The sequence below is a fragment of the Micromonospora sp. SYSU B005 genome (assembly GCF_055362685.1).
In genome coordinates this window covers 1-25834 of record NZ_JAXCFU010000006.1, presented here as the reverse complement: position 1 = coordinate 25834, position 25834 = coordinate 1, and the positions used below count along the sequence as shown (strand labels likewise).

21 protein-coding genes are annotated in these 25834 nt (G+C 73.4%); 15 read left to right on the top strand and 6 right to left on the bottom strand.

The annotated features are described in order from the left end of the window. The first annotated feature begins 4 nt into the window (after positions 1-4). Positions 5-802 carry a tyrosine-protein phosphatase gene (locus SM452_RS15630; RefSeq protein WP_355509109.1) on the top strand — a complete coding sequence of 266 codons (798 nt, stop codon included), beginning with the start codon at positions 5-7 and terminating at the stop codon, positions 800-802. A 5-nt stretch (positions 803-807) separates the two neighbouring features. On the opposite strand, the gene SM452_RS15625 is transcribed toward SM452_RS15630, so the two are convergent. Continuing rightward, on the bottom strand, positions 808-1674 hold the full coding sequence (locus SM452_RS15625) for a serine hydrolase (protein ID WP_355509111.1): 867 nt from the start codon (positions 1672-1674) through the stop codon (positions 808-810). A gap of 72 nt (positions 1675-1746) precedes the next feature. On the opposite strand from SM452_RS15625, the gene SM452_RS15620 reads away from it, so the two are divergent. Beyond that, positions 1747-2412 carry a class I SAM-dependent methyltransferase gene (locus SM452_RS15620; protein WP_355509113.1) on the top strand — a complete coding sequence of 222 codons (666 nt, stop codon included), beginning with the start codon at positions 1747-1749 and terminating at the stop codon, positions 2410-2412. 244 nt (positions 2413-2656) lie between these two features. On the opposite strand, the gene typA is transcribed toward SM452_RS15620, so the two are convergent. Next, positions 2657-4525, bottom strand: coding sequence for a translational GTPase TypA (gene typA / locus SM452_RS15615; RefSeq protein ID WP_355509115.1), 1869 nt, complete (start codon positions 4523-4525; stop codon positions 2657-2659). A 131-nt stretch (positions 4526-4656) separates the two neighbouring features. Between typA and SM452_RS15610 the strand changes: the two genes are divergently transcribed. Both SM452_RS15610 and SM452_RS15605 read left to right on the top strand, forming a co-directional pair. Beyond that, on the top strand, positions 4657-6156 hold the full coding sequence (locus SM452_RS15610; RefSeq protein WP_463840159.1) for a DedA family protein: 1500 nt from the start codon (positions 4657-4659) through the stop codon (positions 6154-6156). A gap of 32 nt (positions 6157-6188) precedes the next feature. After that, on the top strand, positions 6189-7058 hold the full coding sequence (locus SM452_RS15605; protein WP_463840158.1) for a lytic transglycosylase domain-containing protein: 870 nt from the start codon (positions 6189-6191) through the stop codon (positions 7056-7058). A gap of 54 nt (positions 7059-7112) precedes the next feature. On the opposite strand, the gene SM452_RS15600 is transcribed toward SM452_RS15605, so the two are convergent. Next, positions 7113-9239: an MMPL family transporter gene (locus SM452_RS15600; RefSeq protein ID WP_463840157.1), complete on the bottom strand. Its 2127-nt coding sequence runs from the start codon at positions 9237-9239 to the stop codon at positions 7113-7115. A 137-nt stretch (positions 9240-9376) separates the two neighbouring features. Between SM452_RS15600 and SM452_RS15595 the strand changes: the two genes are divergently transcribed. The 5 genes from SM452_RS15595 (at position 9377) to SM452_RS15575 (ending at position 14567) form a co-directional block, all read left to right on the top strand. Next, on the top strand, positions 9377-9892 hold the full coding sequence (locus SM452_RS15595; RefSeq protein WP_262014697.1) for a MarR family winged helix-turn-helix transcriptional regulator: 516 nt from the start codon (positions 9377-9379) through the stop codon (positions 9890-9892). 2 nt (positions 9893-9894) lie between these two features. After that, on the top strand, positions 9895-11544 hold the full coding sequence (locus tag SM452_RS15590; protein ID WP_463840156.1) for a CocE/NonD family hydrolase: 1650 nt from the start codon (positions 9895-9897) through the stop codon (positions 11542-11544). 170 nt (positions 11545-11714) lie between these two features. Then, on the top strand, positions 11715-12623 hold the full coding sequence (locus SM452_RS15585; RefSeq protein ID WP_463840155.1) for a hypothetical protein: 909 nt from the start codon (positions 11715-11717) through the stop codon (positions 12621-12623). A 97-nt stretch (positions 12624-12720) separates the two neighbouring features. Next, positions 12721-13296: an ArsR/SmtB family transcription factor gene (locus SM452_RS15580; protein ID WP_463840154.1), complete on the top strand. Its 576-nt coding sequence runs from the start codon at positions 12721-12723 to the stop codon at positions 13294-13296. After that, on the top strand, positions 13293-14567 hold the full coding sequence (locus SM452_RS15575) for an MFS transporter (protein WP_355509124.1): 1275 nt from the start codon (positions 13293-13295) through the stop codon (positions 14565-14567). Before SM452_RS15580 ends, SM452_RS15575 begins: the two co-directional genes overlap by 4 nt. A gap of 49 nt (positions 14568-14616) precedes the next feature. Here the strand turns inward: SM452_RS15575 and SM452_RS15570 are convergent, their stop codons facing one another. Continuing rightward, on the bottom strand, positions 14617-14820 hold the full coding sequence (locus SM452_RS15570) for a cold-shock protein (protein ID WP_013287480.1): 204 nt from the start codon (positions 14818-14820) through the stop codon (positions 14617-14619). Positions 14821-15001: 181 nt separating this feature from the next. Here SM452_RS15570 and SM452_RS15565 point away from each other — a divergent pair, with 181 nt between their 5' ends. Continuing rightward, the gene (locus tag SM452_RS15565; protein WP_262014686.1) at positions 15002-15676 is read left to right on the top strand and encodes a class I SAM-dependent methyltransferase; all 675 of its coding nucleotides are present in this window, start codon (positions 15002-15004) and stop codon (positions 15674-15676) included. 89 nt (positions 15677-15765) lie between these two features. Then, entirely contained in the window at positions 15766-16374 is a 609-nt protein-coding gene (locus tag SM452_RS15560) for a DedA family protein (RefSeq protein WP_355514690.1), read from the top strand. 45 nt (positions 16375-16419) lie between these two features. Here the strand turns inward: SM452_RS15560 and SM452_RS15555 are convergent, their stop codons facing one another. Together SM452_RS15555 and SM452_RS15550 are read right to left on the bottom strand one after the other, a co-directional pair. Next, positions 16420-17073, bottom strand: a complete 654-nt coding sequence (locus SM452_RS15555; protein WP_135241188.1) for an MBL fold metallo-hydrolase — start codon at positions 17071-17073, stop codon at positions 16420-16422. Positions 17074-17081: 8 nt separating this feature from the next. Continuing rightward, the gene (locus tag SM452_RS15550; RefSeq protein ID WP_262014688.1) at positions 17082-17798 is read right to left on the bottom strand and encodes a maleylpyruvate isomerase family mycothiol-dependent enzyme; all 717 of its coding nucleotides are present in this window, start codon (positions 17796-17798) and stop codon (positions 17082-17084) included. Positions 17799-18035: 237 nt separating this feature from the next. Here SM452_RS15550 and rsgA point away from each other — a divergent pair, with 237 nt between their 5' ends. The 4 genes from rsgA (at position 18036) to uvrC (ending at position 24880) form a co-directional block, all read left to right on the top strand. Continuing rightward, the gene (gene rsgA, locus SM452_RS15545) at positions 18036-19115 is read left to right on the top strand and encodes a ribosome small subunit-dependent GTPase A (protein WP_262014689.1); all 1080 of its coding nucleotides are present in this window, start codon (positions 18036-18038) and stop codon (positions 19113-19115) included. Between the two features lie 210 nt (positions 19116-19325). Next, positions 19326-22268, top strand: coding sequence for an excinuclease ABC subunit UvrA (uvrA, locus tag SM452_RS15540; protein ID WP_262014690.1), 2943 nt, complete (start codon positions 19326-19328; stop codon positions 22266-22268). 100 nt (positions 22269-22368) lie between these two features. Next, the gene (locus SM452_RS15535; protein WP_355514701.1) at positions 22369-22857 is read left to right on the top strand and encodes a Rieske (2Fe-2S) protein; all 489 of its coding nucleotides are present in this window, start codon (positions 22369-22371) and stop codon (positions 22855-22857) included. A gap of 76 nt (positions 22858-22933) precedes the next feature. Beyond that, positions 22934-24880: an excinuclease ABC subunit UvrC gene (gene uvrC / locus SM452_RS15530; RefSeq protein ID WP_262014692.1), complete on the top strand. Its 1947-nt coding sequence runs from the start codon at positions 22934-22936 to the stop codon at positions 24878-24880. The last annotated feature ends 954 nt before the right edge of the window (positions 24881-25834 follow it).

The following is a 25834-nucleotide window of genomic DNA, read 5'->3' as shown; positions in this document are numbered from 1 at the left end:
GCCGATGGCCGGGCGGGAATGGGAGCTGGTGGGCGCGCCGAACGCGCGTGACCTGGGTGGACTGCCGACGAGCGACGGGCGGCGGGTACGGGCGGGGCGGCTCATCCGCACACCCGCGCTGGGCCGGCTCACCGACGAGGACCTGCCGGTGCTGAGCAAACTCGGCCCGGCGTGCGTGGTGGACCTGCGCGACGTCCACGAGCAGGCGGTGGCCCCGCCGGACCGGCTGGTGGGCGAGCCCCGCACCGTGCACCTGCCGGTCTACGACGCGGCGCACCCGGTGTTCACCTACGTCTCGGCGGTGCTGCAGGGCCACGACCTGGACGCGTACGTGGCGCTGGCCCGCGAGGGCATGCCGGGGGCGATGACGGCGATCTACCGCTGGTTCGTCACCGGGGAGTCGGCGCGGACCGGTTTCGGCGCGGCGGTGCGGCTGGCCGCCGAGGGCGCGAACCTGCCGCTGCTGTTCCACTGCTCGGCCGGGAAGGACCGCACCGGCTGGCTGTCGGTGGTGCTGCTGACCGCGCTGGGCGTGGAGGAGGAGGCGATCCGCGCCGACTACCTGGTGCACAACGAGCTGACCGAGAGCCTGCGCGAGGTGCTGCTGTCCGCGATGATCCAGCGCCGGCCGGACCTGGACCCGGCGGTGGCCCGGCCGCTGCTGGAGGTGCGCCCGGAATACCTGGACGCCGCCTACGACGAGGTGCGCCGCGCGCACGGCTCGTTCGACGCGTACCTGCGCGACGGTCTGGGGGTGACCGACGCGCACCGCGCCGCGCTGCGCGAGCGGCTGCTGGAGTAGCCGGGTCAGCCGGCCAGGTCGTGCCGCGCGGCCCAGACCCGCTCGGAGACGTGCGCGATCAGCCGGCAGGCGTCGTCGGAGACCTCGTCACCGTCCGCGCCGCCGTCGGCCAGCTCGGTGGTGGTGCAGACGACGATCGTGTACGGCGGCGCGTCGTCCGGGAACACCACGCCCGCGCCGTGGCGAACGCCGCGTACCCAGCCGCCCTTGTGCGCGATCCGGGTGCCGTCGGGCAGCCCGGCGGCCAGGTCCTCGCGGTGTTCCTGGGCGACGAGCACGTCGAGCATGGCGGCGCAGCCGGCCGGTGAGGCGAGCGGGCCGGGCCGGGTCGCGCCGAGCGCCAGCTCACCGAGCAGGCCCGCCAGGTCGGCGGCGGTGACCAGGTTGTCGATGCCGGAGTCGCGGGCGGCGAAGTCCTCGATGCCGCGGCCGGTGACGCTGTGCCGGGCACCGGCGAGCGCCCACGCCTGCGCCACGGCGGGCAGCCCCACCTCGCCGATGCAGATGTTCGTGGCGAGGTTGCTGGACCGGACGATCATCCGTTCGGCGAGCCAGCGCAGCGGCGCCTCGCCGCCGACGCGATCCCAGACCGCGTCGTCGTTGTCGTAGTCGCGGTCGTTTGCGAACCGGGGCGCGCCCGGCAGCGCGGAGTCGAACGAGTTGCGCACCGGCACCGGCGCGTCCAGGTCGAGCCGGCCCGCCTCGGCGGCGCGGAACAGCGCCACCAGCACGGCCAGCTTCATGGTGCTCGCCGCGTAGTGGGTGGCGTCGGCCCGCCGCGTCCACGTCGGCCGCGCGCCGGGGCGGCCCACGTACGCGGAGACGGTGCCGGGCACCCGGTCCAGGTGTGCGTCGAGTTCCTCCCAGGTCATGAGCGCACCGTAGCGGATCTTCGTGGCGTGCGCGGGGCAGCGGCGGGCGCGGGTGCGGGCTAGCGTGCGGAGATGACGACCCCGTTGTACGACGACATCGCCGACTGGTACGAGGAGTACGCCAGCGAGACCTCGTCGGTCTACATGGACCGGGTCCGGTCGGTGCTGGCCGACCTGCTGGGGGACGGCCCCGGCCGCTGCGTGGACCTGTGCTGCGGTACCGGGGCGCACGCCGCCGAGCTGAAGCGTCTCGGATGGACACCGGTGGGGGTGGACCTGTCCGGCGGGCAGCTACGCCACGCCCGTGCCCGGCTGCCGGTGGCCCGTGCCGACGCGACGGCGTTGCCGCTGTCCGCCGGCGCCGTACCGGCGGTGGTCTGCGTGCTCGCGCACACCGACATGCCGGACTATCCGGCGGCCGTCGCCGAGGCGGCGCGGGTGCTGGCACCCGGCGGCCGCCTGGTGCACGTCGGCGTGCACCCGTGTTTCGTGGGTGCGTTCGCCGACCGGTCCGAGCCGGAGCGGATCGTGATCGACGGCGGGTACGCCTCGCGGGACCGCACGGTCCGCTCGTGGAACGCGACCGGGGTGCGGGCGCGGGTCGGCGCGTGGCACCTGCCGCTGGCCGGCCTGCTGGACGCCGTGGCGGGCGCCGGCCTGCGGCTGACCCGGGTGGTCGAGTCCGGCTCCGGCCCGATCCCCGACGTCCTGGCCCTGGAGGCCACCAAGCCCCACTGACCCCACCCTGCCGGCCCCGCCCTCGTTGCCGCCCGCCGCCCGCCGCCCTGCACCCCGTGGCCGCCCGTCGCGCCCTCTCGCACCCGACCCGTCGATCATGAAGTTGGCGGCGGATTTGATCTCCAGGACTGCCGCCAACCTCATGATCGTCCAGCGATGGGCGGCAGCGGTGGGGAGGGGAAGGGGGGAGCCCGGTCCGCCGAGGGGCGGGCCGGGCTCCGGGTGGGGCTGGTGAGCTGGTGGGTCAGCCGGCGTGCTTGCGGCGGGCGGCGGCCCGGCCACGCTGCTGCTGGTCGAGCACCACCTTGCGGATGCGCACCGCGGCCGGGGTGACCTCGACGCACTCGTCCTCGCGGCAGAACTCCAGGGCCTGCTCCAGGGACAGCTTGCGCGGCGGGATCAGCTTCTCGGTCTCGTCGGCGGTCGACGAGCGCATGTTGGTGAGCTTCTTCTCCTTGGTGATGTTGACGTCCATGTCGTCGGAGCGGGAGTTCTCACCGACGATCATGCCCTCGTACACCTCGGTGGTGGGCTCGACGAAGAGCTGGCCGCGCTCCTGGAGGTTGGTCATCGCGAACGCGGTGACCGAACCGGCGCGGTCGGCGACGAGCGACCCGTTGTTGCGGGTGCGCAGCTCGCCGAACCACGGCTCGTACGACTCGAAGACGTGGTGCAGGATGCCGGTGCCGCGGGTCTCGGTGAGGAACTCGGTGCGGAAGCCGATCAGGCCGCGCGCCGGGACCAGCCACTCCATCCGGATCCAGCCGGTGCCGTGGTTGACCAGCTGCTCCATCCGGCCCTTGCGGGTGGCCAGGAGCTGGGTGATGGCGCCGAGGTATTCCTCCGGGGAGTCGATGGTCAGCCGCTCGACCGGCTCGCAGGTCTTGCCGTCGATCTCCTTGGTGACGACCTGCGGCTTGCCGACGGTCAGCTCGAAGGACTCGCGGCGCATCTGCTCGACCAGGATCGCCAGGGCCAGCTCACCGCGGCCCTGCACCTCCCAGGCGTCCGGCCGCTCGGTGGGCAGCACCCGCAGCGAGACGTTGCCGATCAGCTCCTTGTCGAGCCGGTCCTTGACCATCCGGGCGGTGACCTTGGCGCCCTTGACCCGGCCGACGAGCGGCGAGGTGTTGGTGCCGATGGTCATCGAGATGGCCGGCTCGTCCACGGTGATCAGCGGCAGCGGGACCGGGTTCTCGGCGTCGGCGAGCGTCTCACCGATCATGATCTCCGGGATGCCGGCGACGGCGATGATGTCGCCCGGCCCGGCGGACTCGGCCGGCTTGCGCTCCAGGCCCTCGGTCATCAGCAGCTCGGAGATGCGCACCCGCTGGGTGCTGCCGTCGGTGCGGCACCAGGCCACGGTCTGGCCCTTGCTGATGGTGCCCTGGCGGACCCGGCACAGCGCGAGCCGGCCCAGGAACGGCGAGGCGTCGAGGTTGGTGACGTGCGCCTGCAGCGGCGCGCCCTCGTCGTACGCGGGCGCGGGGATGGTGTCCAGCAGCGTGCGGAACAGCGGCTCCAGGTTGCTGCTGTCGTCCGGGACGGCGCCGTCGGCGGGCTGGGTCAGCGAGGCGATGCCGTCGCGGGCGCAGGCGTAGACGATCGGGAAGTCGATCTGCTCTTCGTCGGCGTCCAGGTCGAGGAACAGCTCGTAGGTGTCGTCCACGACCTCCTTGATCCGGGCGTCCGGACGGTCCACCTTGTTGATCACCAGGATGATCGGCAGCCGGGCGCGCAGCGCCTTACGGAGCACGAACCGGGTCTGCGGCAGGGGGCCCTCGCTGGCGTCGACGAGCAGCACCACACCGTCGACCATGGTCAGGCCGCGCTCGACCTCGCCGCCGAAGTCGGCGTGACCGGGGGTGTCGATGATGTTGATGGTGACCGGTTCCGAGCCGTCCGCCGGCAGGTACCGCACGCCGGTGTTCTTGGCGAGGATGGTGATGCCCTTCTCGCGCTCGAGGTCCATCGAGTCCATGACCCGCTCGGTGTTCTCACCACGGGCGCCGTAGGCGCCGGCCTGCCGCAACATGGCGTCGACCAGGGTCGTCTTGCCGTGGTCGACGTGGGCGATGATGGCGACGTTGCGGAGGTCGGTGCGTAGCTGCATACCCTCCATACTCCTGTCTGCGGTTGCCGGGGCACGTCTCGGGGTCACCCCGAGACAACCCGGATCTGCGTCGAAAGTGCTGTGCCGACCGTTCCAGCGACTGGCATGCTGACACCCGTGCGGGGTGTCCGATGCCTGACCTGCTGAGCTGGCTGCAGGAGCTGCCGCCCCTGCTGATCTACGTGGCCGCCGCGGCGATCGTCGCGGCGGAGACCGCGGTGATCGTCGGGCTGCTGATGCCCGGCGAGGCGACCCTGCTTCTGGTCGGCTTCCTAGCGTACGCGGGGACGCTGCGCCTCGCGCCCGTGCTGGTGGCGATGACCGCCGCCGCCGTGATCGGAGACACACTCGCGTGGCGGGCCGGCCGCCGCTACGGCCCCCGTCTGCGTGCCTCCGGGGTGGGTGCCCGGATCGGCGCGCACCGGTGGCGGCGGGCCGACTCGCTGCTGGAGCGCCTCGGCGGCCGGGGTGTGCTCGCGGCCCGCTGGATCGCGTTCGCCCGCACGCTGGCGCCCCGGCTGGCCGGGTCGGCCGGGATGCCGTACCGGCGGTTCGCGCCGTGGAACCTGGCCGGGGTGGCGAGCTGGGTCGGCGCCTCGGTGCTCGCCGGCTACCTGGCCGGTGAGTCGTACGAGCGGGTGTCGAAGCTGCTCGGCCGGGCCACCGGCGCGGTGCTGGCCCTGCTGCTGTGCCTGCTCGCCGTCGTGCTCGCCGGCCGCTGGCTGGGCCGCAACCCGGACCCGGTACGCGCGCTGGCCGCACGGGCCGCCGCGTTGCCGCCGCTGCGCTGGCTGCGGGCCCGGTACGGGGTGCTGTTCTTCCTGGTCGCCATGCGGGTCGGCCCGGCCTGGACGCTGCTGATCAACCTGGCGCTGGGTCTGGCGCTGCTGTTCGTCGCCGGGCTGGCCGTGGCGGTCCTGCTGGAGGCGGTGGTCGCGCAGAGCGGGCTGTACGTCCTCGACGGGCTGGTCGCCGACTGGTTCGCCGCCCGGCGTACCCCCGGGGTGGTCGACACGGCGCTGCCGGCGGTGTCGGTGCTGCGCGGCTGGGTGCTGATCGCCGCGGTGGCGGTGGTGGCCGCCGTGGTGGCCCGGCGCGGCCGGGCGTGGCGGGCGGACCCGCTCGGGGTGCTGGGCACCGTCGGCGCCGCCGTGCCGCTGGTGTTGCTCGTCGTCGTCGCGGACCTGACCGGCCCGGGCGGCCCGGACCGCCCCGGTGACCTGTTCCCGACGCAGAACGCGGTGGTGACCGCGAGCTTCGGCACGCTCGCCTGGCTGCTGTCGCACGGCGCCCGCTGGCCGGTGGGCGCGGCGGTCTGGACGGTCGCGTCGGCGGGCGTTGTCACCGTCACCGGCGCACGGCTCTACCTGGGCTTCAGTACGGCGAGCGGCACCGTCACGGCGGTCCTGCTGGGCGTCGCCTGGACCACCGTGTTCGTGGTGGCGTGGGCGACCCGGGACCGCCTGACCGACCGGGACGGGCGACCGGGCGGCGCGGACCGGGAGGAACGGTCCGCCGGCGCGGAGCCGGACGAGGGGCCGGCCGACGCGGTGGCGGGGGAGTCGCCGCCCCGGCCCCGGGGCCGCCGGTCCGCGTTCCGGGTACCCCCCGGACCTGTCGATCCTTGCTAGGGTGCGCCGACGGGGGACTACGGGGAGGTCCGATGCGGCGAGGACTCGGCCGGTGGGCCGTGACGGTGGTGGCACTGGTCGCGGCGGCCACGCTGACGGCGTGCGGCGAGGAGGAACGGCCGGTCCGGGAGGTCGCTGCGGACCTGCCCACGGCGGCACCGGCGGAGCAACCGCAGGAGGCGCCGGCCGACGCGCCGAGCGAGGAGCCGCCGGCGGTCGCGGCGATGGGCGGCCGGCCCAGCCCGAGCGCGTCGGCGAAACCGAAGCCGCGGGCCAAGCCGACCCGCACGACCACGGCGCCGCTGGCCCGGCCGAAGCCGCCGACCGAGACCCAGGTGCCACCGGCGCCGCCGAAGCCGGTGGACGACGGCTGCAAGCCGAGCTACCGGGGCACCAAGGCCAGTCAGAGCCAGGTGAAGGCGGCGCTCGCCGACGCGGCGGCGCGGACCTACTGGCCTACCTCGGCGCCGGACATCCGCATCCCGTCGGCGTTGATGAAGGCCACCGCCTGGCAGGAGAGCGGGTGGCAGTCCAACATCGTCGCCTGTGACGGCGGGGTCGGGCTGATGCAGGTCATGCCGGCCACGGCGGAGTGGATGAACCAGCGCTTCGGCCAGTCGTACGACATCGACGCCTACCGGGACAACGCCTACCTGGGCGGCACCTACCTGGCCTGGCTGACCAAGTACATCGGCGACATGTACTTCGAGTCCGACTACCGGCTCGACGCCTCACTGTGCACGAGTGAGCTGAACTCCTGCCTGCTCAACGCCGTGATCGCGGCCTACAACTACGGGCACGGCGCGGTGGCGCGGGAGGATCAGCCGCTCACCATCCCGAACCCGCAGTACGTGCGCAACGTGCGGGCGCTGATGACCGAGTGCGAGTGCCTGAGTTTCTGATCGACCGGACGAACGGGCGGGGGCCGGCGTACGCGCCGGCCCCCGCCCGTCCGGTCAGTTCCGCGCGGCGACCGGCTCGGCCGGCGTCGTGGCGGGCGCGTCGGCGGACCGGGTGATCCGGCCGGGCCACCAGAAGCGGTCGCCGAGCAGGAACGCCAGCGCCGGTACCAGCACCGTCCGGACCAGCAGCGTGTCCAGCAGCACGCCGACGCAGACGATGATGCCGATCTGGGTGAGGGTGATCAGCGGCAGCACGCCGAGCACCGCGAACACCGCCGCGAGCAGCACGCCCGCGCTGGTGATCACGCCGCCGGTGACCCGCAGCGCCGACAGCATGCCGTCGCGGGTGCCGGTGCGGCGCGCGTCCTCCCGAGCCCGGGTGACCAGGAAGATGTTGTAGTCGACGCCGAGCGCCACCAGGAACACGAACGCGAGCAGCAGCACTCCGCTGTCCAGCGCCGGGAAGTCCAGCACGTGGTCGAAGAGCAGCCAGGCCGCGCCGAGGCTGGCGAAGAACGAGGCGATGACTGTGAGCACCAGCAGCAGCGGCGCCAGGAGCCCGCGCAGCAGCAGCACCAGCACCGCGCCGACCAGCAGCAGGATGAGCGGCAGGATCAGCTTGAGGTCCTTGGTGTTCGCCTCGTTCGAGTCGTAGGTCGCCGCGACCGAGCCACCGACCAGCGCGCCGTCGGGGGCGTCCGCGCCGTCCACGGCGGGCGGGGCGGAGTCCGGTACGGCGGCCACGGCGTCGCGCAGCGCCACCACGGCCCGGTCGGAGGCGGCGCTGCCCGGCTCGGCGGTGAGCACCACGTCGATCTGGGCGACCCGGTCCCCGGCGGCGCCGGGGCGGGCCGAGGCGACCCCGTCGACGCCGCCGGCCGCGGCGAGGACCGCCTGGGCGGCCTGCGGGGTGGTGAGCACCGCGACCGGCTGGGTGCTGCCGGCCGGGAACGCCCGGGCGAGCGTCTCGGCTCCGGCGACCGCCTCGGGCTTCTCGCTGAACTGCTCGGTCTCGGACAGCCCGGTGCGGATGCCGAGGCCGCCGAGGGCGAGGCCGGCGAGCAGCAGGACGGCGAGCGCGGCGACCGGCAGCGGCCGGCGGACCACCAGCTCGCCGAGGCGGCCCCAGATCCGGCCCTCGCGGGCGGCGCTGCCGACGCGGGGGATGAACGGCCAGAACAGGCCCCGGCCGAACAGCAGCAGGGCGGCGGGGAGCACGAACAGGGCGCAGAGCATGGCGAGGATCACACCGGTGGCGCAGGCGATGGCGAGCGCCCGGTTGGTCTCCTGCTCGGACAGCAGCAGCGTGAGCACGCCGAGGACGACGGTGCTGCCGCTGGCCAGGATCGGCTCGGCGGTACGGCGCAGCGCCGAGCGCATGGCGGCGAACCTGTCCTCCTCGCGGCGCAGCTCCTCCCGGTAGCGGGCGATGAGCAGCAGCGCGTAGTTGGTGGCGGCGCCGAACACCAGCACGCTGGCGATGCCGGTGACCTGACCGCTGGGCAGGTAGATGCCGAAGGCGGGGACGAGGGACTCCACCACGCGCAGCGTGATCTGCTCGGTGGCGCCCACCACCAGCAGCGGTACGAGCCACAGGAACGGGCTGCGGTAGGTGACGAGCAGCAGCACCGCCACCACGGCGGCGGTGACCAGCAGCAGCGTGGTGTCCGCACCCTGGAACACCTTGCCCAGGTCGGCGGTGAACGCCGGGCCGCCGGTGACCTCGACGGTCAGCTCGCCGGGCAGGTCACCGACCGCCTCGCGGAGCTTCTCCACCTCGTCGACCACCGCCGACGGGCCGCCCTCGGTGGACAGCGGCACCGCGACCAGCGCCACAGTGCCGTCCGGGGAGACCTGGGCGGGGGAGACCCGCCCGCCGGCGGCGAGCGAGTTCAACTCGCCGCCCAGGCCGTCGAGCACGCTGCGGTCGGCCCCGCTCAGCGGGGCCTGGTCGGCGCGGCTGACCACCACCAGGGCGGTCTGGGCGTCCTTGGAGGGCAACTGTTCCTGGAGCCGCTCAACCTGCGTCGACTGCCACTCCACGGACAGGCCGGTGTCGGAGACGGGCGCCGGATTGTCCGGCTTCGGTAGCCCGAAGGCGACCACGCCGACGACGAGTGCGGCGGCCAGCGTGAGCCAGGCGGCCAGCCGGCCCCGGACGACGCGGGTGAACAGAGACATCTGATGCCCTCACAGTATTGATCGCGGGGAATTCTTTTTTAACGAGTATCTTGATAAGCGAGATTATCCGGGGTGGTTCTATGCTGCAACCGGAGCTGTTCGACAGGGGGTGGCGGCAAGCGGTGACGGCGCACAGGATGTACCGGCGGCGCGACGACCCACGCGGTCGCATGGTCGCCGACATCACAAACGACCTGCGCCGCTACTCGGTCGATGCGCAGCACATCGGGCACGCGTTCGCCGGGCTGCACGGGCTCAACGCCACCGACCTGTACGCCCTGATCGCGGTGATGGAGGCCGAGCTGGTGGGCGACCCGATCACCCCCGGCCGGCTCGGCGAGGCGCTCAACATCTCCTCCGGCTCGGTGACCGCGCTCGTCGACCGCCTGGAGCGCGGCGGCCACATCCGGCGCGACCGGGACACCGCCGACCGCCGCAAGATCCTCCTGCACTACGCCGACCGGGGCGCCACGCTGGCGCAGAGCTTCTTCGGGCCGCTGGGCCGCCGTACCGACGACGTGATGGACCGCTTCAGCGACGACGAGCTGGCCGTGGTGCACCGGTTCATGGCCGAGATGGTGCACTCCATGCGCACCCACCGGGACGAGATCCGCGCCGCGCCCCGCCGTGGCGCCGCGTCCGGAGACGCCTGATCGTGCGGCTGGTCACCCGGGCGGCCACCGCGGCGCTGCGACTGCCCGCCGCCCGCACCGGGCGGGTCACCGTCACCCGGGACATCCCGGTCCGGGTACGCGACGGAGTGACGCTGCGCACCGACCACTACGCGCCCGGCCTGCCCGCCGCGCCGTGCGTGCTGATCCGCACCCCGTACGGGCGGGGCGGGCCGATCCGGCTGCTCGGCCGCCTGATCGCCGAGCGGGGCTTCCACGTGGTGATCCAGTCGTGCCGCGGCACGTTCGGCTCCGGCGGCGAGTTCGCGCCGCTGGTGCACGAGCGCGACGACGGTCTCGACACACTCGACTGGCTGCGCCGCCAGCGGTGGTGGACCGGCGCGTTCGGCATGTTCGGCGCCAGCTACCAGGGCTTCGTGCAGTGGGCGCTCGCCGCCGAGGCGGGCGACGAGCTGCGCGCGATGGTCGCCGTGGTGACCGCGTCGGGCACCCGCGACTCGACGTACGCGGGAGAGTCGTTCGCCCTCGACACGGTGCTCACCTGGGCCGAGCTGCTCCAGGCGCAGACCGTGCCCTGGCTGGCCCGGCAGTGGGAACTCAAGCGCGGTCAGCCCCGCCTCGCCCGGGCCCTGGCGCATCTGCCGCTGGCCGAGGCCGACCGGGTCGCCACCGGCGTGACGGTGCCGTTCTTCCAGGAGTGGCTGCGCCACCACACGCCCGGCGCCGACTACTGGCGTACCCGGGTCTTCGGCGACCGGATCACCGAGGTCCGGGCCCCGGTGGCGATGGTCAGCGGCTGGCAGGACATCTTCCTGCCGGCCCAGCTCGACGACTACGCCCGCCTGCGGGCCGCCGGGACGCGGACCCGCCTGGTAGTCGGGCCGTGGACGCACGGCAGCCCGGGGCTGCTCCTGGCGTCGCTGCGGGAGGGCCTGGACTGGCTCGACACCCACCTGGCCGGGCGGCCCGGGCCGGACCGCGCGCCGGTACGGGTGCACGTCGGCGGCGACGGCGGCGGCTGGCGCGACCTGCCGGACTGGCCGCCACCGGCCACCCCCGCCCGATGGCATCTGCGATCCGCCGGCGGGCTGGCCCCGGAGCCGCAGGAGCACGGCGCACCGGACCGGATCTGGTACGACCCGGCCGACCCCACCCCGTCGCTCGGCGGCCCGCTGCTGGTGGCCCAGCGGGCCGGTGCGGTGGACAACCGGCCGGTCGAGGCGCGCCCGGACGTGCTCACCTACACCAGCGAGCCGCTGCGTGAGCCGGTCGAGGTGGCCGGGCCGGTACGCGCCGAGATCCACCTGCGCAGCGAACTGTCGTACCTGGACGTGTTCGTGCGTCTGTGCGACGTGGACCGGCGCGGGCGCTCGTGGAACGTCTGCGACGGGCTGGTCCGCGTCGAGCCCGGCCGGTTCCCGCGAGATCCGTCCGGAGTGGTCACCGTGCCGGTGACGCTCTGGCCCACGGCGTACCGCTTCGCGCCCGGGCACCGGCTGCGGGTGCAGGTCTCCGGCGGCGCCCATCCGCGCTACGCGCGCAATCCCGGCACCGGTGAGCCGCTCGGCACCGCTGTGACCCTCCGTGCTGGATGGCGGGAGATCCTCCACGATCGCGAGCATCCCTCGGCACTGGTGCTGCCGCTCGTGCCGGCACCGTCCACAGCGGGCTGATAGTTCAAAAAACCGCCCCTGAGCTGGGCACTTCTGCCGAACCGTGGTTAAGCTCGGAGCAAGTGCCCGGTGCCGTGCAGTTATCCGGCGGGGCGCGTCCGCGGATCGCATGTCATCACGCGGTGTGGTTGTCGTGCCCTCGCCGGTCATCGATCGGAAGGGGATCTGTCATGACGTCGGCCCCGGCGAACCTGCTGGCCGTCCGGAACCTGTTACTCACGTACCTCAACGTCGACAAGAAGGCCGTACGCGCCGACGACCTGGAGCCGGCGGAGGTCGGCATCGTCGGCGACGTCAACCACCGCGGCGGTTACCACTGCGGCTCCGACCGGGTCGTCACGAACGACTACTCGGTGGTGGAGTCCAACCGGGACCGGTCCGGGCTCACGCTGTACGCGTCGGCGCTGGACGTCGGCACGTTCTCCGTCCGCTCCGGTGGCGGCACGCACAACCTGCGGACGTTCTCCACCTGGATGGTGGCGCAGTGCGTGGCGAACGCGGCGGACACCCGGGACATCCGGGAGATCATCTACTCCCCGGACGGGCGGACCGTACGCCGCTGGGACCGGCTGGGACGGCGCACCGGCGGCGACAGCAGCCACCTGTTCCACACCCACTTCAGCTTCTTCCGCGACTCCACGAAGGCGGGCCGGGACCAGACCCCGCTGTTCCGCCGCTACCTGACCGCGATCGGGATGATCGCCATCGCGAAACCGGAGGACGACATGGAACAGACCGACAAGCTCATCCGCGACACCGGCGCCAAGAACCGTACCGTCGGCGACGTCCTGGCCGACCTGCAGAACCTGCGCAACTGGCTCATCTCGCCGGTCAACACCACGGGGCTCGTGAACCCGCCGATGGCGAACTCGCCGTTGCAGCAGATGCTGGCGATGCTGCGCGCCTGGCCGGCGCTGGTGGCGCAGGTGAACGAGCTGTCCGGCAAGGACTTCACCGACGAGGAACAGATCGTCTCCGGGGTGCTGGCCGGGCTGCCGCCGGAGAAGATCGCCGAGGCCATCCCGCCGCAGATCGCCCGGGACGTCGCCGACGAACTGTCCCGGCGGCTGACCGCCTGACCGTCCGGCGCCGCGACCGTCGCGTCGCGGCGCCCCGGCCTCTCCTAATCCGCAAGAGGTATTGCGCAACAGCTCTTGCTAATGTCATGCTCGCCGCATGGAACAGCCTTCCGTCCGGCAGGTCACCGACTCGCGGGTGCTCGCCGCGCTCGCCCACCCCCTGCGCCGCCGGCTCATGGACGTCCTCAAGGTGTACGGCCCGTGCACCGTCGGCATGCTTGCCGAGCACACCGGCCAGGCGCCCGCGAACGTGAGCCACCACCTCAAGGTGCTCGCCGCCGCCGATCTGCTGGCCGCGGCGCCCGAGCTGGCCCGCGACCGCCGGGAACGCTGGTGGCGGCTGCGCGACCGCGGGGTGCGCTGGTCCAACAGCGACTTCGACGACGACCCGGCGGCCCGGGTGGTGGCCGACGCGGCCAGCTCGCTCAACCTGGAGCGGCACGCCGAGCTGGTCCGCGCCTGGCAGGCCGCCCCCGACGAGGCGCACGCCGCGTGGGGCGAGGGGCCGTTCAGCACCGACAAGTGGCTGCACCTGACCCCGGACGAGCTGGCCGAACTCAGTCGCGAGGTGATCGCGCTGTTCGCCAGGTGGGCCGACCGGCCGGTGCCCGAGGACGGGCAGCGCCGCGAGCCGGTCTTCGTGTTCGCCCACGGCGTGCCGGGCCGGCCGTGACCGCCCCCGCGCGCACGTCCGGGCCGGTCGAGGCGCCGCCCGGCCCGCTGTTCCGGGACCGCGACTTCCGGCTGCTCTGGACCGGTCACACGGTCAGCGCGGTGGGCAGCAACATGACCGCTGTGGCGCTGCCGCTGGTCGCCGTCGCGGTGCTCGACGCGACCACGTTCCAGGTGGCGGTGCTCACCGCCGCGGCCTGGATGCCGTGGCTGCTCGCCGGCCTGCCGGTCGGGGCGTGGGTCGACCGGGTCCGCCGCCGGCCCGTGATGATCGCCGCCGACCTCGCCGCCGCGGCGCTGTTCGCGAGCGTGCCGGTGGCCGCCCTGGCCGGGCTGCTCACCGTCGGGCACCTGCTGATCGTGGCGCTCGGCGCCGGCCTGGCCCGGGTCTTCTTCGAGACCGCCGACCAGGTCTACCTGCCCACGCTGCTGCGTCCCGAGCAGGTGCCCGAGGCCAACGCGCGGCTGCACGCCACCCAGACGGCGAGCTACCTGGTCGGGCCGGGTCTGGCCGGTCTGGTCGCCCAGCTTGTCGGCGCGGTGACCGCGGTGGCGCTGGACGCGTTCAGCTTCCTGCTGTCCGCGCTGTGCCTGCGCCGCATCCGCGCGGACGAACCCCGCCCGCACCGTCCGGCCGGGTCGACGTCGCTGCGCCGTGAGGTCGCCGCCGGGCTGCGGTTCGTCGTCCGCGACCCGTACCTGCGGGTCCTGACGGTCTTCGGGGCGGCGAGCAACATCGGCCTCACCGGCTACCAGGCGGTGCTCGTGGTGTTCCTGGTTCGCTCGGCCGACCTTCCGGCGGGCCTCGTCGGCCTCCTGATCGGACTCGCCAGCCTCGGTGGCGTGATCGGCGCCGCGCTCGCCGCACGCCTGGCCCGCCGGCTCGGCAGCGCCCGTACGCTGCTGGTCGCCGGCGCCCTGACCGGCCCGCCCGCGCTGCTCATCCCGCTCGCCGGACCCGGCGCGCGCACCGGCTGGCTGGTGCTCGGCGGGGTGCTGGTGAGCCTCGGCGTCGCCGTCGGCAACGTGGTGAAGGGCAGCTTCCGGCAGACGTACACGCCGCACCGGCTGCTCGGCCGGGTGACGGTGAGCATGCACCTGCTCAACTACGGCACCATTCCGCTGGCCGCCCTGCTCGCCGGCGCGTTGGGCGCGGTCTGGGGGCCGGGCGGCGCGATCCGGGCGATGACCGCCTGGCTGGCGCTGACCCCGCTGATCCTGATGGCCGGGCCACTACGGAAACGGCGCGACCTGCCGGCCGCGCCGTCCTGAGGATGCACTGCGGCGGCGGTCGGACCCCGACCGCCGCCACCGGCACGCGTTACATCGGACGGACGTTGTCCGCCTGCGGGCCCTTCTGGCCCTGGGTCACCTCGAACTCGACCTTCTGGCCCTCGTTCAGCTCGCGGTAGCCACTGCTCTGGATGGCCGAGTAGTGGACGAACACGTCCGGGCCTCCGCCGTCCTGCTCGATGAAGCCGAAGCCCTTTTCCGAGTTGAACCACTTGACCGTGCCGGTTGCCATGCGTCTCTCCCTGTTCCAATGCGGGCGAGCATCGGCTCCACGGCCGGTGATCGCCCTGTACCACCCCGACAGTAACCGTCCGGACCGGAATCCGCTGCCGGAAGCGCGCGGCGCGCCCGTGAATACGTGCGCGACCGGAAAAAGACCCCGCCGTCGGGCCGGGCACGGCATGCTTGCCCCGATGAGCAGGCAGACGGCTCTGGCCGACCTGGAGCAGGAGATCGCGGCGCCCGGCGCGGGCCCGGACCGCCTGCGCCTGGTCGGTACGCCGTTCGTGCCGGAGGTGCGTCTGCACCTGGCCGAGGACGCCATCCTGTGGTGGGCCCGGATGGAGGCCGCCGCCGGGCGGTCGCTGCCGCCGCCGTACTGGGCGTCGGTGTGGGCCGGTGGGCAGGCGCTCGCCCGGCACCTGCTGGACCACCCGGAGCTGGCCGCCGGGCGGCGGGTGCTCGACCTGGGCGCCGGATCGGGGCTGGTCGCCATCGCCGCCGCGCTCGCGGGCGCCGACGAGGTGGTCGCCAACGACATCGACCCGTACGCGGTGGCCGCGGTCACTGTCAACGCGCGGGCCAACCGGGTCCGGGTGACGGCCGACGGTGCCGACCTGCTCGACGGGGTGGCGGGCGCCGACCTGCTGGTGGCAGGGGACGCGCTCTACGACGCGGGGCTGGCCGCCCGGGTTCTGCCCTACCTGCGGCGCTGCGCCGCACACGGCGTGCAGGTGCTGGTCGGCGACCCGGACCGGGGCCACCTGCCGCCGGACGGGCTGGAACTGGTGGCCAGCTATCCGGTGCCGACCACCGAACCCTCCGTCGACTCCCCGGTCCGCCGGGTGCAGGTGCTCCGCCCCCGCTGACCCTAGGGGTCTCCCCGGCCGGGTGTCGGGGACCACTGGGGGATCATGCCCGATGTGCCGGGGTGCAGCCGGGACATAGCGTGCAGCCCATGAACGAACTCGTGGCCGCCGCCGGTGAGCTGCCCACCACCCTGCTGATGGGGCTGCTCGGCGTGGTCATGCTCGCCGACGCCGTACCCCTGATCGGGGTGCTGGTGCCCGGCGACGCCGCGGTCCTCGCGGCGGTCGGCGCGGGTCGTCCGGCCGGTGGGGCGCTCACCGTCGCGGCGGTGGTCACGGGCTGCCTGGCCGGCTGGTCGCTGAGCTTCTTCGCCGGCCGGCGCTGGGGCGGGCGGCTTCGGGACAGCCGGGTGGGCGGCTGGATCGGCGAGTCCCGCTGGTCCGCCGCCGAGACGCTGCTGCACCGTGGCGGCGGACGGATCGTGCTGGTGGCGCCGTTCCTGCCGGTGTTCAACGCGTTGCTGCCGCTGGCCGCGGGCGGGCTGCGGATGTCGTACCGGCGGTTCCTGGTCTGCGCGGCGGCCGGGGCCACCGCGTGGGCGGGGCTCTACGTGGCGCTGGGGCTGGCCGCGCGGGCGCTGACCGGCCTGCTGCCGGCGGCGCTGAACCCGACGGTGCTGACCATGGCGGTCGGGCTGCTGCTGGCCGGCCCGGTGCTGCTCGCCACCCGGCGGCGGCTGCGGGCGGTCACCGGCTGACCGCGCCCGGCCCGGCCGTCACGGGGGAGGCCGGACCGGGCGTGCTCACCAGCCGCGGGCGCGCCACTGCGGCACCGCGGGCCGCTCGGCGCCGATGGTGCTGTCCTTGCCGTGGCCCGGGTAGAACCAGGTGTCGTCCGGCAGCCGGTCGAAGAGCTTGGCCTCGACGTCGTCGATGAGCCGGCCGAAGCGCTCCGGGTCCTGATCGGTGTTTCCCACGCCACCCGGGAAGAGCGAGTCCCCGGTGAAGAGGTGCGGGGTGCCGGCCGGGTCGCGGTAGAGCAGCGCGATCGAGCCCGGGGTGTGCCCGCGCAGGTGGATGACCTCCAGCGCGCAGTCACCGACCGGCACCGTGTCGCCGTCGGCGAGCCGCTCGGCCTCGATGGGCAGACCCTCGGCGTCGTCGGCGTGCACCAGCGCGCGCGCCCCCGTCTTGGCCACCACCTCCTCCAGCGCGACCCAGTGGTCCATGTGCTGGTGCGTGGTCACCACGGCGGCCAGGCCGCCGTCGCCGACCAGCTCCAGCAGGCGCGGCGCCTCGTTCGCGGCGTCGATCAGCACCTGCTCGCCGGTGGCGTTGCAGCGCAGCAGATAGGCGTTGTTGTCCATCGGGCCCACCGACAGCTTGGTGACGGTGAGCCGGTCGAGCTCGCGCACGGCCGGCGGACCGCCGGGCGTGACGTCTCCGGTGTAGGTCATGACGATGTTCAGATCCATTCCGGTGGGTTCGGCAGAGGACCGTCGGGTTCGACGGTGAGCAGCTCGCCCGCGCCCCGGCCGGTGAGCCAGGCGGCGAGTTCCGGCGCGGGGCCGGTGACCGTGGGCGCCCCCTCGGGGTCACCCACGACGAGTTCGGACGCCGCGCCGTCGAAACGCAGCACCATGGCCGGCGCGGCCGGATTGCCGGCCAGCCCGGTCACCACCTCGTGCAGCAGCCGCTGGGCGAACGCGTCCGGCCAGTCCGCGGGCCGGTAACCGGCCGCCAGGTCGACGTGGTGCACCTCGACCTCGCGCAGCCGGCCCCAGACCAGCATCGCCGCCGGCCACGGGCCGCGCCGGGTCTGCACCGTGGCGCCCCACGCGTCGGCGGGCATCGCCGCGACCGCCGCGTCGAAGCGCTGGCCGCTGCGGCGCAGGTCGTCCAGCAGGTCGGCCGGGCCGCGCCCGGCGCCGGCCTCGATGTCGTCGGCGCGGGCGTGCGCCGAGGCGTACATCGGGATCTCCTCGCCGGTGCGCGCCGAGGTGAGCAGGTTGACGAACCCGTCGGCGTTGCGGGCCAGGTGGGTGAGCACGTGCGCGCGGGACCAGCCCGGCAGCAGGGAGGGCGCCGCGACGTCCGCGGCGGTCAGGCCGGACACGGTACGCAGCAGCCGGTCGTTCGCCTCGGCCAGCGGGCCGGTCAGCAGCAGGGGGTCGGCGGTCATCGCGTTCTCACCCGTCCGACCCTAGCGGGCCGGACCGGGCCGTGCCCGGGGGGAAATCGCTTTCGGCGCGTCGGCGGGACACCTACCGTCGGGGCCGACGACATCGGACCGGCGCCGCACGCGCCGGCGTCCACGTCGTCGCGAACGCGGCACCGGGAGTCGGAGGGGAGGTGGTGTGCATGCCGGTCGCAGCGCGTGTGTTCCGCCGTATCTCCCCTCGACACCGATGAGGACACCATGACTCTCGATCTGACCGCCCTCGGCTGGGACGCCGGTTGGGCGGCCCACCTCGACCGGCGCGCCGGCCACCGTCACGGGCGGGTCGCCCGGGTGGACCGGGGCGTCTGCACCGTGCTGTGCCCGCAAGGGCCGGTGCGGGCCAGCCTCGGCGGCGGCGTGCTGTCCGCCGCCGCCCGCGACCTGACCGCGCTGCCCTGCGCTGGTGACTGGGTGCTGCTGTCCACCTGGCCGGACGGCCCGGTCACGGTGGAGGTGGTGCTGCCGCGGCGTAGCGCGCTGGTGCGGCGCACCGCGGGCAAGGACTCCAGCGGCCAGGTGCTGGCCGCCAACCTCGACGCCGCCGCGGTGGTCGAGCCGGTGCACCCGGAACCGGACGCCGCGCGGATCGAACGGCTGCTCTCCCTGGCGCACGAATCCGGGGCGGAGCCGCTCGTCGTGCTCACCAAGGCCGACCTGGCCGCCGACCCGGCGGCGGTGGCCCGGCAACTGGCCGACCTCGCGCCGGGGGTGCCGGTGCTGCCGGTCAGCGCCGAGCGGGGCACCGGCCTGGCGCCGCTGCGCCGCCACGTCGCCCCGGGCCGCACGCTCGGCCTGCTCGGCCCCTCCGGGGCCGGCAAGTCGAGCCTGGTCAACGCGCTGGCCGGGGCGGACGTGATGCGCACCCAGGCGATCCGCCGGGTCGACGGCAAGGGCCGGCACACCACCACCTGGCGGTCGCTGGTGCCGCTGCCGGGTGGGGGAGCGGTGCTGGACACCCCCGGTGTACGGGCCGTCGGCCTGCTCGACGGCGCGGCCGGGCTGGACCGGGCGTTCGCCGACATCACCGAGCTGGCCGCCGGCTGCCGGTACGCCGACTGCGCCCACGACGCCGAGCCGGGCTGCGCGGTGCGGGCCGCGCTGGACGACGGCGAGCTGCCGGTGCGTCGCTGGGAGAGCTGGCGGCGGCTGCAGCGGGAGATCGAGCACGAGGGCGGCCGCCGCGCGGCCCGGCTGGCGGCCGAACGGCGGGGCGGACGGCGGGCCGGGCGGCGACGTACCGGACGTCCGGCGACCCCGCCCGCACCAGGGGCATTCTGAGCCCGGCCCGGGCCGGTCGGGTGGACCTGCGTGGTTCGCGCCCGACCGGCCTGAGCTGGGGGAATGTTCGCGCGACGGAAGTTGTCATACGTCGGGGCTAGAGTTGCCGGGGCGTCTTCTCTGCGCCCCCGACAACCTGTGAAAACCACCCAGACCCGGCGTCTGGTGCACAGATCCGCCTCATATTCTTCTTCCGGGAGCACACGCACCGTGGCCGACCGACTGATCATCCGTGGCGCGCGCGAGCACAACCTCCGTGACGTCAGTCTCGACCTGCCCCGGGACGCCCTGATCGTCTTCACCGGGCTCTCCGGTTCGGGCAAGTCGAGCCTGGCGTTCGACACCATCTTCGCCGAGGGGCAGCGCCGCTACGTCGAGTCGCTGTCGTCGTACGCCCGGCAGTTCCTCGGCCAGATGGACAAGCCCGACGTCGACTTCATCGAGGGCCTCAGTCCCGCCGTCTCCATCGACCAGAAGTCCACCTCGCGCAACCCGCGCTCCACCGTGGGCACCATCACCGAGGTCTACGACTACCTCCGCCTGCTGTTCGCCCGCATCGGCGAGCCGCACTGCCCGATCTGCGGCGAGCGGATCTCCAAGCAGAGCCCGCAGCAGATCGTCGACCGCGTCCTGGCCATGGCGGAGGGCACCCGGTTCATGGTGCTCGCGCCGGTGGTGCGCGGCCGCAAGGGCGAGTACGTCGACCTGTTCGCCGAACTCCAGGCCAAGGGCTACGCCCGGGCCCGGGTCGACGGCGTGGTGCACCCGCTGACCGAGCCGCCGAAGCTCAAGAAGCAGGAGAAGCACACCATCGAGGTGGTGATCGACCGGCTCAGCGTCAAGCCGAGCGCCAAGCAGCGGCTGACCGACTCGGTCGAGGCCGCGCTCGGTCTGTCCGGCGGCCTGGTGCTGCTCGACTTCGTCGACCTGCCGGAGGACGACCCGGCCCGGGAGCGCCGCTACTCCGAGCACCTGGCCTGCCCGAACGACCACCCGCTCGCCATCGAGGACCTGGAACCCCGGGTCTTCTCGTTCAACGCCCCGTACGGCGCCTGCCCGGAGTGCACCGGCCTCGGCACCAAGAAGGAGGTGGACCCGGAGCTGGTCATCCCCGACCCGGAGCGCACGCTGCGCGAGGGCGCGATCCAGCCCTGGGCCACCGGGCACAACCTCGAATACTTCCTGCGGCTGCTGGAGGCGCTCGGCGAGGCCGAGCACTTCGACATCGACACCCCGTGGCGGGCGCTGCCGTCGCGGGCGCAGAAGACGATCCTGCACGGCTCCGACGACCAGGTGCACGTGCGCTACCGCAACAAGTACGGCCGCGAGCGCTCCTACTACACCGGCTTCGAGGGCGTGGTGCAGTGGATCGAGCGCCGGCACACCGACACCGAGTCGGAGTGGTCCCGGGACAAGTACGAGGGCTACATGCGGGACGTGCCCTGCGCGGCCTGCGGCGGCACCCGGCTCAAGCCGGAGGTGCTCGCGGTCACCCTGGCCGGCAAGAGCATCGCCGAGGTCTGCAACCTCTCCGTCGGCGAGGCGGCCGACCTGCTCGCCGGCATCGAGCTGACCGACCGGCAGAAGATGATCGCCGAGCGCGTGCTCAAGGAGATCAACGCCCGGCTCAAGTTCCTGCTCGACGTCGGTCTTGACTACCTCTCGCTGGACCGCCCGGCCGGCACGCTCTCCGGCGGTGAGGCCCAGCGCATCCGGCTGGCCACCCAGATCGGCTCCGGTCTGGTCGGCGTGCTCTACGTGCTCGACGAGCCGTCGATCGGCCTGCACCAGCGCGACAACCACCGGCTCATCGAGACGCTGCTGCGGCTGCGCGGCCTGGGCAACACGCTGATCGTGGTCGAGCACGACGAGGACACCATCCGGGTCGCGGACTGGATCGTCGACATCGGCCCCGGCGCGGGCGAGCACGGCGGCAAGATCGTGCACAGCGGGTCGGTGCCGGCGCTGCTGGACAACACCGAGTCGGTCACCGGGGCGTACCTGGCCGGCCGCAAGGCCATCCCGACGCCGGCCAGCCGTCGGCCACAGACCTCGGGGCGCGAACTGGTGGTGCACGGCGCGCGCGAGCACAACCTGCGCAACCTCACCGTGAGCTTCCCGCTCGGCCAGCTCATCGCGGTCACCGGCGTCAGCGGCTCGGGCAAGTCGACGCTGGTGAACGACATCCTCTACACCGTGCTCGCCAACCAGATCAACGGCGCCCGGCTGGTGCCCGGCCGGCACACCCGGATCACCGGCCTGGAGAACGTGGACAAGGTCGTCGGCGTGGACCAGTCGCCGATCGGGCGGACGCCGCGCTCCAACCCCGCCACGTACACCGGCGTCTGGGACCACGTCCGCAAGCTGTTCGCCGAGACCACCGAGGCCAAGGTCCGGGGGTACGGCCCGGGCCGGTTCTCGTTCAACGTCAAGGGCGGGCGCTGCGAGGCGTGCTCCGGCGACGGCACCATCAAGATCGAGATGAACTTCCTGCCGGACGTCTACGTCCCCTGCGAGGTGTGCAAGGGCGCGCGCTACAACCGCGAGACGCTCGAGGTGCACTACAAGGGCAAGACGGTCGCCGAGGTGCTGGACATGCCGATCGAGGAGGCGGCCGAGTTCTTCTCCGCCATCCCGGCCATCCACCGGCACCTCCGGACGCTCGTCGACGTCGGCCTCGGCTACGTCCGCCTCGGCCAGCCCGCGCCGACGCTGTCCGGCGGCGAGGCGCAGCGCGTCAAGCTCGCCTCCGAACTCCAGAAGCGCTCCACCGGCCGCACCGTCTACGTGCTCGACGAGCCCACCACCGGCCTGCACTTCGAGGACATCCGCAAGCTGCTGATGGTGCTGGAGGGCCTGGTCGACAAGGGCAACACGGTCATCACCATCGAGCACAACCTCGACGTGATCAAGACGGCCGACTGGCTCATCGACATGGGCCCCGAGGGCGGCCACCGGGGCGGCACGGTGCTCGCCACCGGCACGCCGGAGGAGGTTGCCGAGGTGCCGGAGAGCCACACCGGGCAGTTCCTGCGGCCGATCCTCAAGCTCGACGGCGAGGCCAAGGGCGCCAAGGCGGCCACCACCCGGGCGGCGAAGGCCAACGGCAGCGCCAAGTCCCGGACCCGGAAGGTCCCCGCCGGGGCGCGCTGACCGGCGTCCTTCAACGCGGCTCCCGGTTCGTTGACGCGTCAATATGAACCGTGCCGCAAGCTTGTGCGTGTTCCGCAGTAAGCCGAGAGAAAGGCCGGACATGAGTGATGATCAGGCGCTGACCCGACCGTTCACCCAGAGCCGCCGCAGTCTGCTCGCCGGAGCCGGCGCGGTGGGCGCAGCCGTGGTGCTCGCGGGCTGCGGCAGTGACGACGACGCGTCCCCCGGGCAGGCCCCGACCAGCGGCGGCCCGCCCGGCGCCACCGCGACCGGCGACGCCGGCGGCGGCGACCGGGACGGCGGCAGCGCGCTGGCGCGCACCTCGGACATCCCGGTCGGCGGCGGTGCCGTCTTCGCCAGCCAGGGCGTGGTGATCACCCAGCCCGAGGCCGGCCAGTTCAAGGCGTTCGACCCGATCTGCACGCACCAGCGCTGCCCGGTGTCGAACGTCGACGGCGGCACGATCAACTGCACCTGCCACAACAGCCGGTTCTCGATCGTCGACGGCTCGGTGAAGGGCGGCCCGGCCACCAAGCCGCTCGCGGCGAAGGAGATCAAGGTCGACGGCGACCAGATCAAGCTGGCCTGACCCGTTCCGCGTCCCCGTCGGCCGGCGGGGACGCGGCTACGGTCGCCTGTCAGGGGTGCGGACTAGGCTTGACACCGTGGCTGACCCCTCGACCTACCGTCCCGCGCCCGGCACCATCCCGGAGTCGCCAGGGGTCTACCGCTTCCGCGACGGCACCGGCCGGGTGATCTACGTCGGCAAGGCGCGCAACCTGCGCAGCCGGCTCAACTCCTACTTCGCCGACCCGGTCGGCCTGCACCAGCGCACCCGGCAGATGGTGTTCACCGCCGAGTCGGTCGACTGGATCACCGTGGCCACCGAGGTCGAGGCGCTCCAGCAGGAATACACCTGGATCAAGCAGTACGACCCCCGGTTCAACGTCCGCTACCGCGACGACAAGTCGTACCCCTATCTCGCGGTCACGCTCGACGAGGAATACCCCCGGTTGCAGGTGATGCGCGGGGTGAAGCGCAAGGGCGTGCGCTACTTCGGGCCGTACTCGCACGCCTGGGCGATCCGCGAGACGCTCGACCTGCTGCTGCGGGTCTTCCCGGCGCGGACCTGCTCGTCCGGGGTGTTCAAGCGGGCCGGCCAGGTCGGCCGGCCCTGCCTGCTCGGCTACATCGGCAAGTGCTCGGCGCCGTGCGTCGGCAGCGTCACCGCCGAACAGCACCGGGAGATCGTCGACGGCTTCTGCGACTTCATGGCCGGCCGCACCGACAGCATGGTCCGGCGGCTGGAGAAGGAGATGCTCGACGCCAGCGAGCAGCTGGAGTTCGAGCGGGCCGCCCGGCTGCGCGACGACGTCGCGGCGCTGCGCCGGGCGATGGAGAAGCAGACCGTGGTGCTCGGCGACGGCACCGACGCCGACGTGGTCGCGTTCGCCGACGACCCGCTCGAAGCCGCCGTGCAGGTCTTCCACGTCCGCGGCGGCCGGGTGCGTGGCCAGCGCGGCTGGGTGGTGGAGAAGACCGAGGAACTGACCACCGGCGACCTCGTGCACCACTTCTGCACCCAGGTGTACGGCGGCGAGCAGGGTGAGGCCGACGTGCCCCGCGAACTGCTCGTCCCCGAGTTGCCGGGCGACGCCGACGCGCTCGCCGACTGGCTCACCGCCCGCCGGGGCAGCCGGGTGTCGCTGCGGGTGCCGCAGCGCGGCGACAAGCGGTCGCTGCTGGAGACCGTCGAGCGCAACGCCAAGGACGCGCTGGCCCGGCACAAGCTCAAGCGGGCCGGTGACCTGACCACCCGCAGCCAGGCGCTCGACGAGATCGCCGACGCGCTCGCCATGAACACCTCGCCGCTGCGCATCGAGTGCTTCGACGTGTCCCAGATCCAGGGCACCGACGTGGTCGCCAGCATGGTCGTGTTCGAGGACGGGCTGCCCCGCAAGAGCGAATACCGCCGGTTCATCGTGCGCGGCGCCACCGACGACCTGTCGGCCATGTCCGAGGTGCTGCGGCGGCGCTTCGCCCGCTACCTCGACGCCCGCGCCGAGACCGGCGAGCTGGGCGAGGAGACCGCCTCCGACCCCGACCGGCCCGGCATCGACCCGACCACCGGGCGGCCACGCAAGTTCGCGTACCCTCCGCAGCTCGTCGTGGTCGACGGCGGCCCGCCCCAGGTCGCCGCCGCCGCGAAGGCGCTCGCCGAGCTGGGCATCGACGACGTGGCGCTGTGCGGGCTGGCGAAGCGGCTGGAGGAGGTCTGGCTGCCCGACGACGAGTTCCCGGTGATCCTGCCGCGCACCTCCGAGGCGCTCTACCTGCTGCAGCGCGTCCGTGACGAGGCGCACCGCTTCGCCATCACGTTCCACAGGCAGCGGCGCTCCAAGCGGATGACCGAATCGGCGCTGGACAACGTGCCCGGCCTCGGTGACGTACGCCGCAAGGCGCTGCTGCGGCACTTCGGCTCGCTGAAGCGGCTGTCGTCCGCCACGGTGGAGGAGATCACCGAGGTGCCCGGGGTCGGCAGGCGTACGGCCGAGGCGATCCTGGCCGCGCTGGACGGCTCCACCCCCACCGAAGCCGCCCCCCGTCCCTGACCCTTCGCGCTCACGCCCGCCCTCGGGCTTGCTCGCTGTCCGGCTTGGCCGGCACGTCACCCGTCACGCCCGACTGGAACCCCATGGGTGTCTCCGCCCCCGTTTGACACCCATGGCGTTCCACTGATGGCCGGCTTCCCGCCTGGTGCGACCTCTGTCCCACATTCTGAAAGCGGTGGCAGATCTTGGTACGGAAGAGCCCCCATAGGGGTCATTCGGTACCAAGATCTCGCACACCGCGCGGGGCTTGTACCGGCGGGCCGCCCACGCTCCGGCCCCACGCGATCTTGCACTTAGCGCCCCAGGGATGCCAGCTTTGCGAGGTTTGCCGGGTACCAAACTGCAAGATCGCGCATGTGGTCGAGTGGATCTGTGACGGCTGGCGTTCGATGTCGGCATCTCGCGGACTCCATCCCGCACCAGGCCGGGGCCATCGCACCGAGGGCGGGTGGTTTGGTGAGCCGTGTCCGGTTCGGGGCGGGGGCGTGGCTGTGGTCGGTGCCATCGTCAGCGTGGAATCGGTGGCGGGCGCGGGGCGTTGTACATGGCTGACCGCCCAGGCACCAGGTCGAGCGCCGAACATCGGCCCGCCCGGCACCCACGGCCGGTCAGGGAATCGGCCCGGCCCCGGCGTCGTTACATCCCCGAGCGACGGGCACCCCGCCGTCCCCGGGAATGACCCCGGCCCGCACGTCGTTACACCCCCGAGCCGCGGAGCAGGCCCCCCGGGCCGCCCGCGCCCCAGCCCGTTCGACGGGCACCCCCTCAAGACTTTCCCCTTCTCGCGGCATCCCCTATCGCCGCGGTTTTCCCCCAACCAGGGAGGCAACCATCATGGCTACCACTCTGCTGCGTAAGACCGTTCTGACCGCTGCCGGTATCGCCGCCACCGCCGGAGGCATCGCCGGCCCCGCGATCGCCGCCCACGCCGCCCCCACCACCAGCACCAGCGTG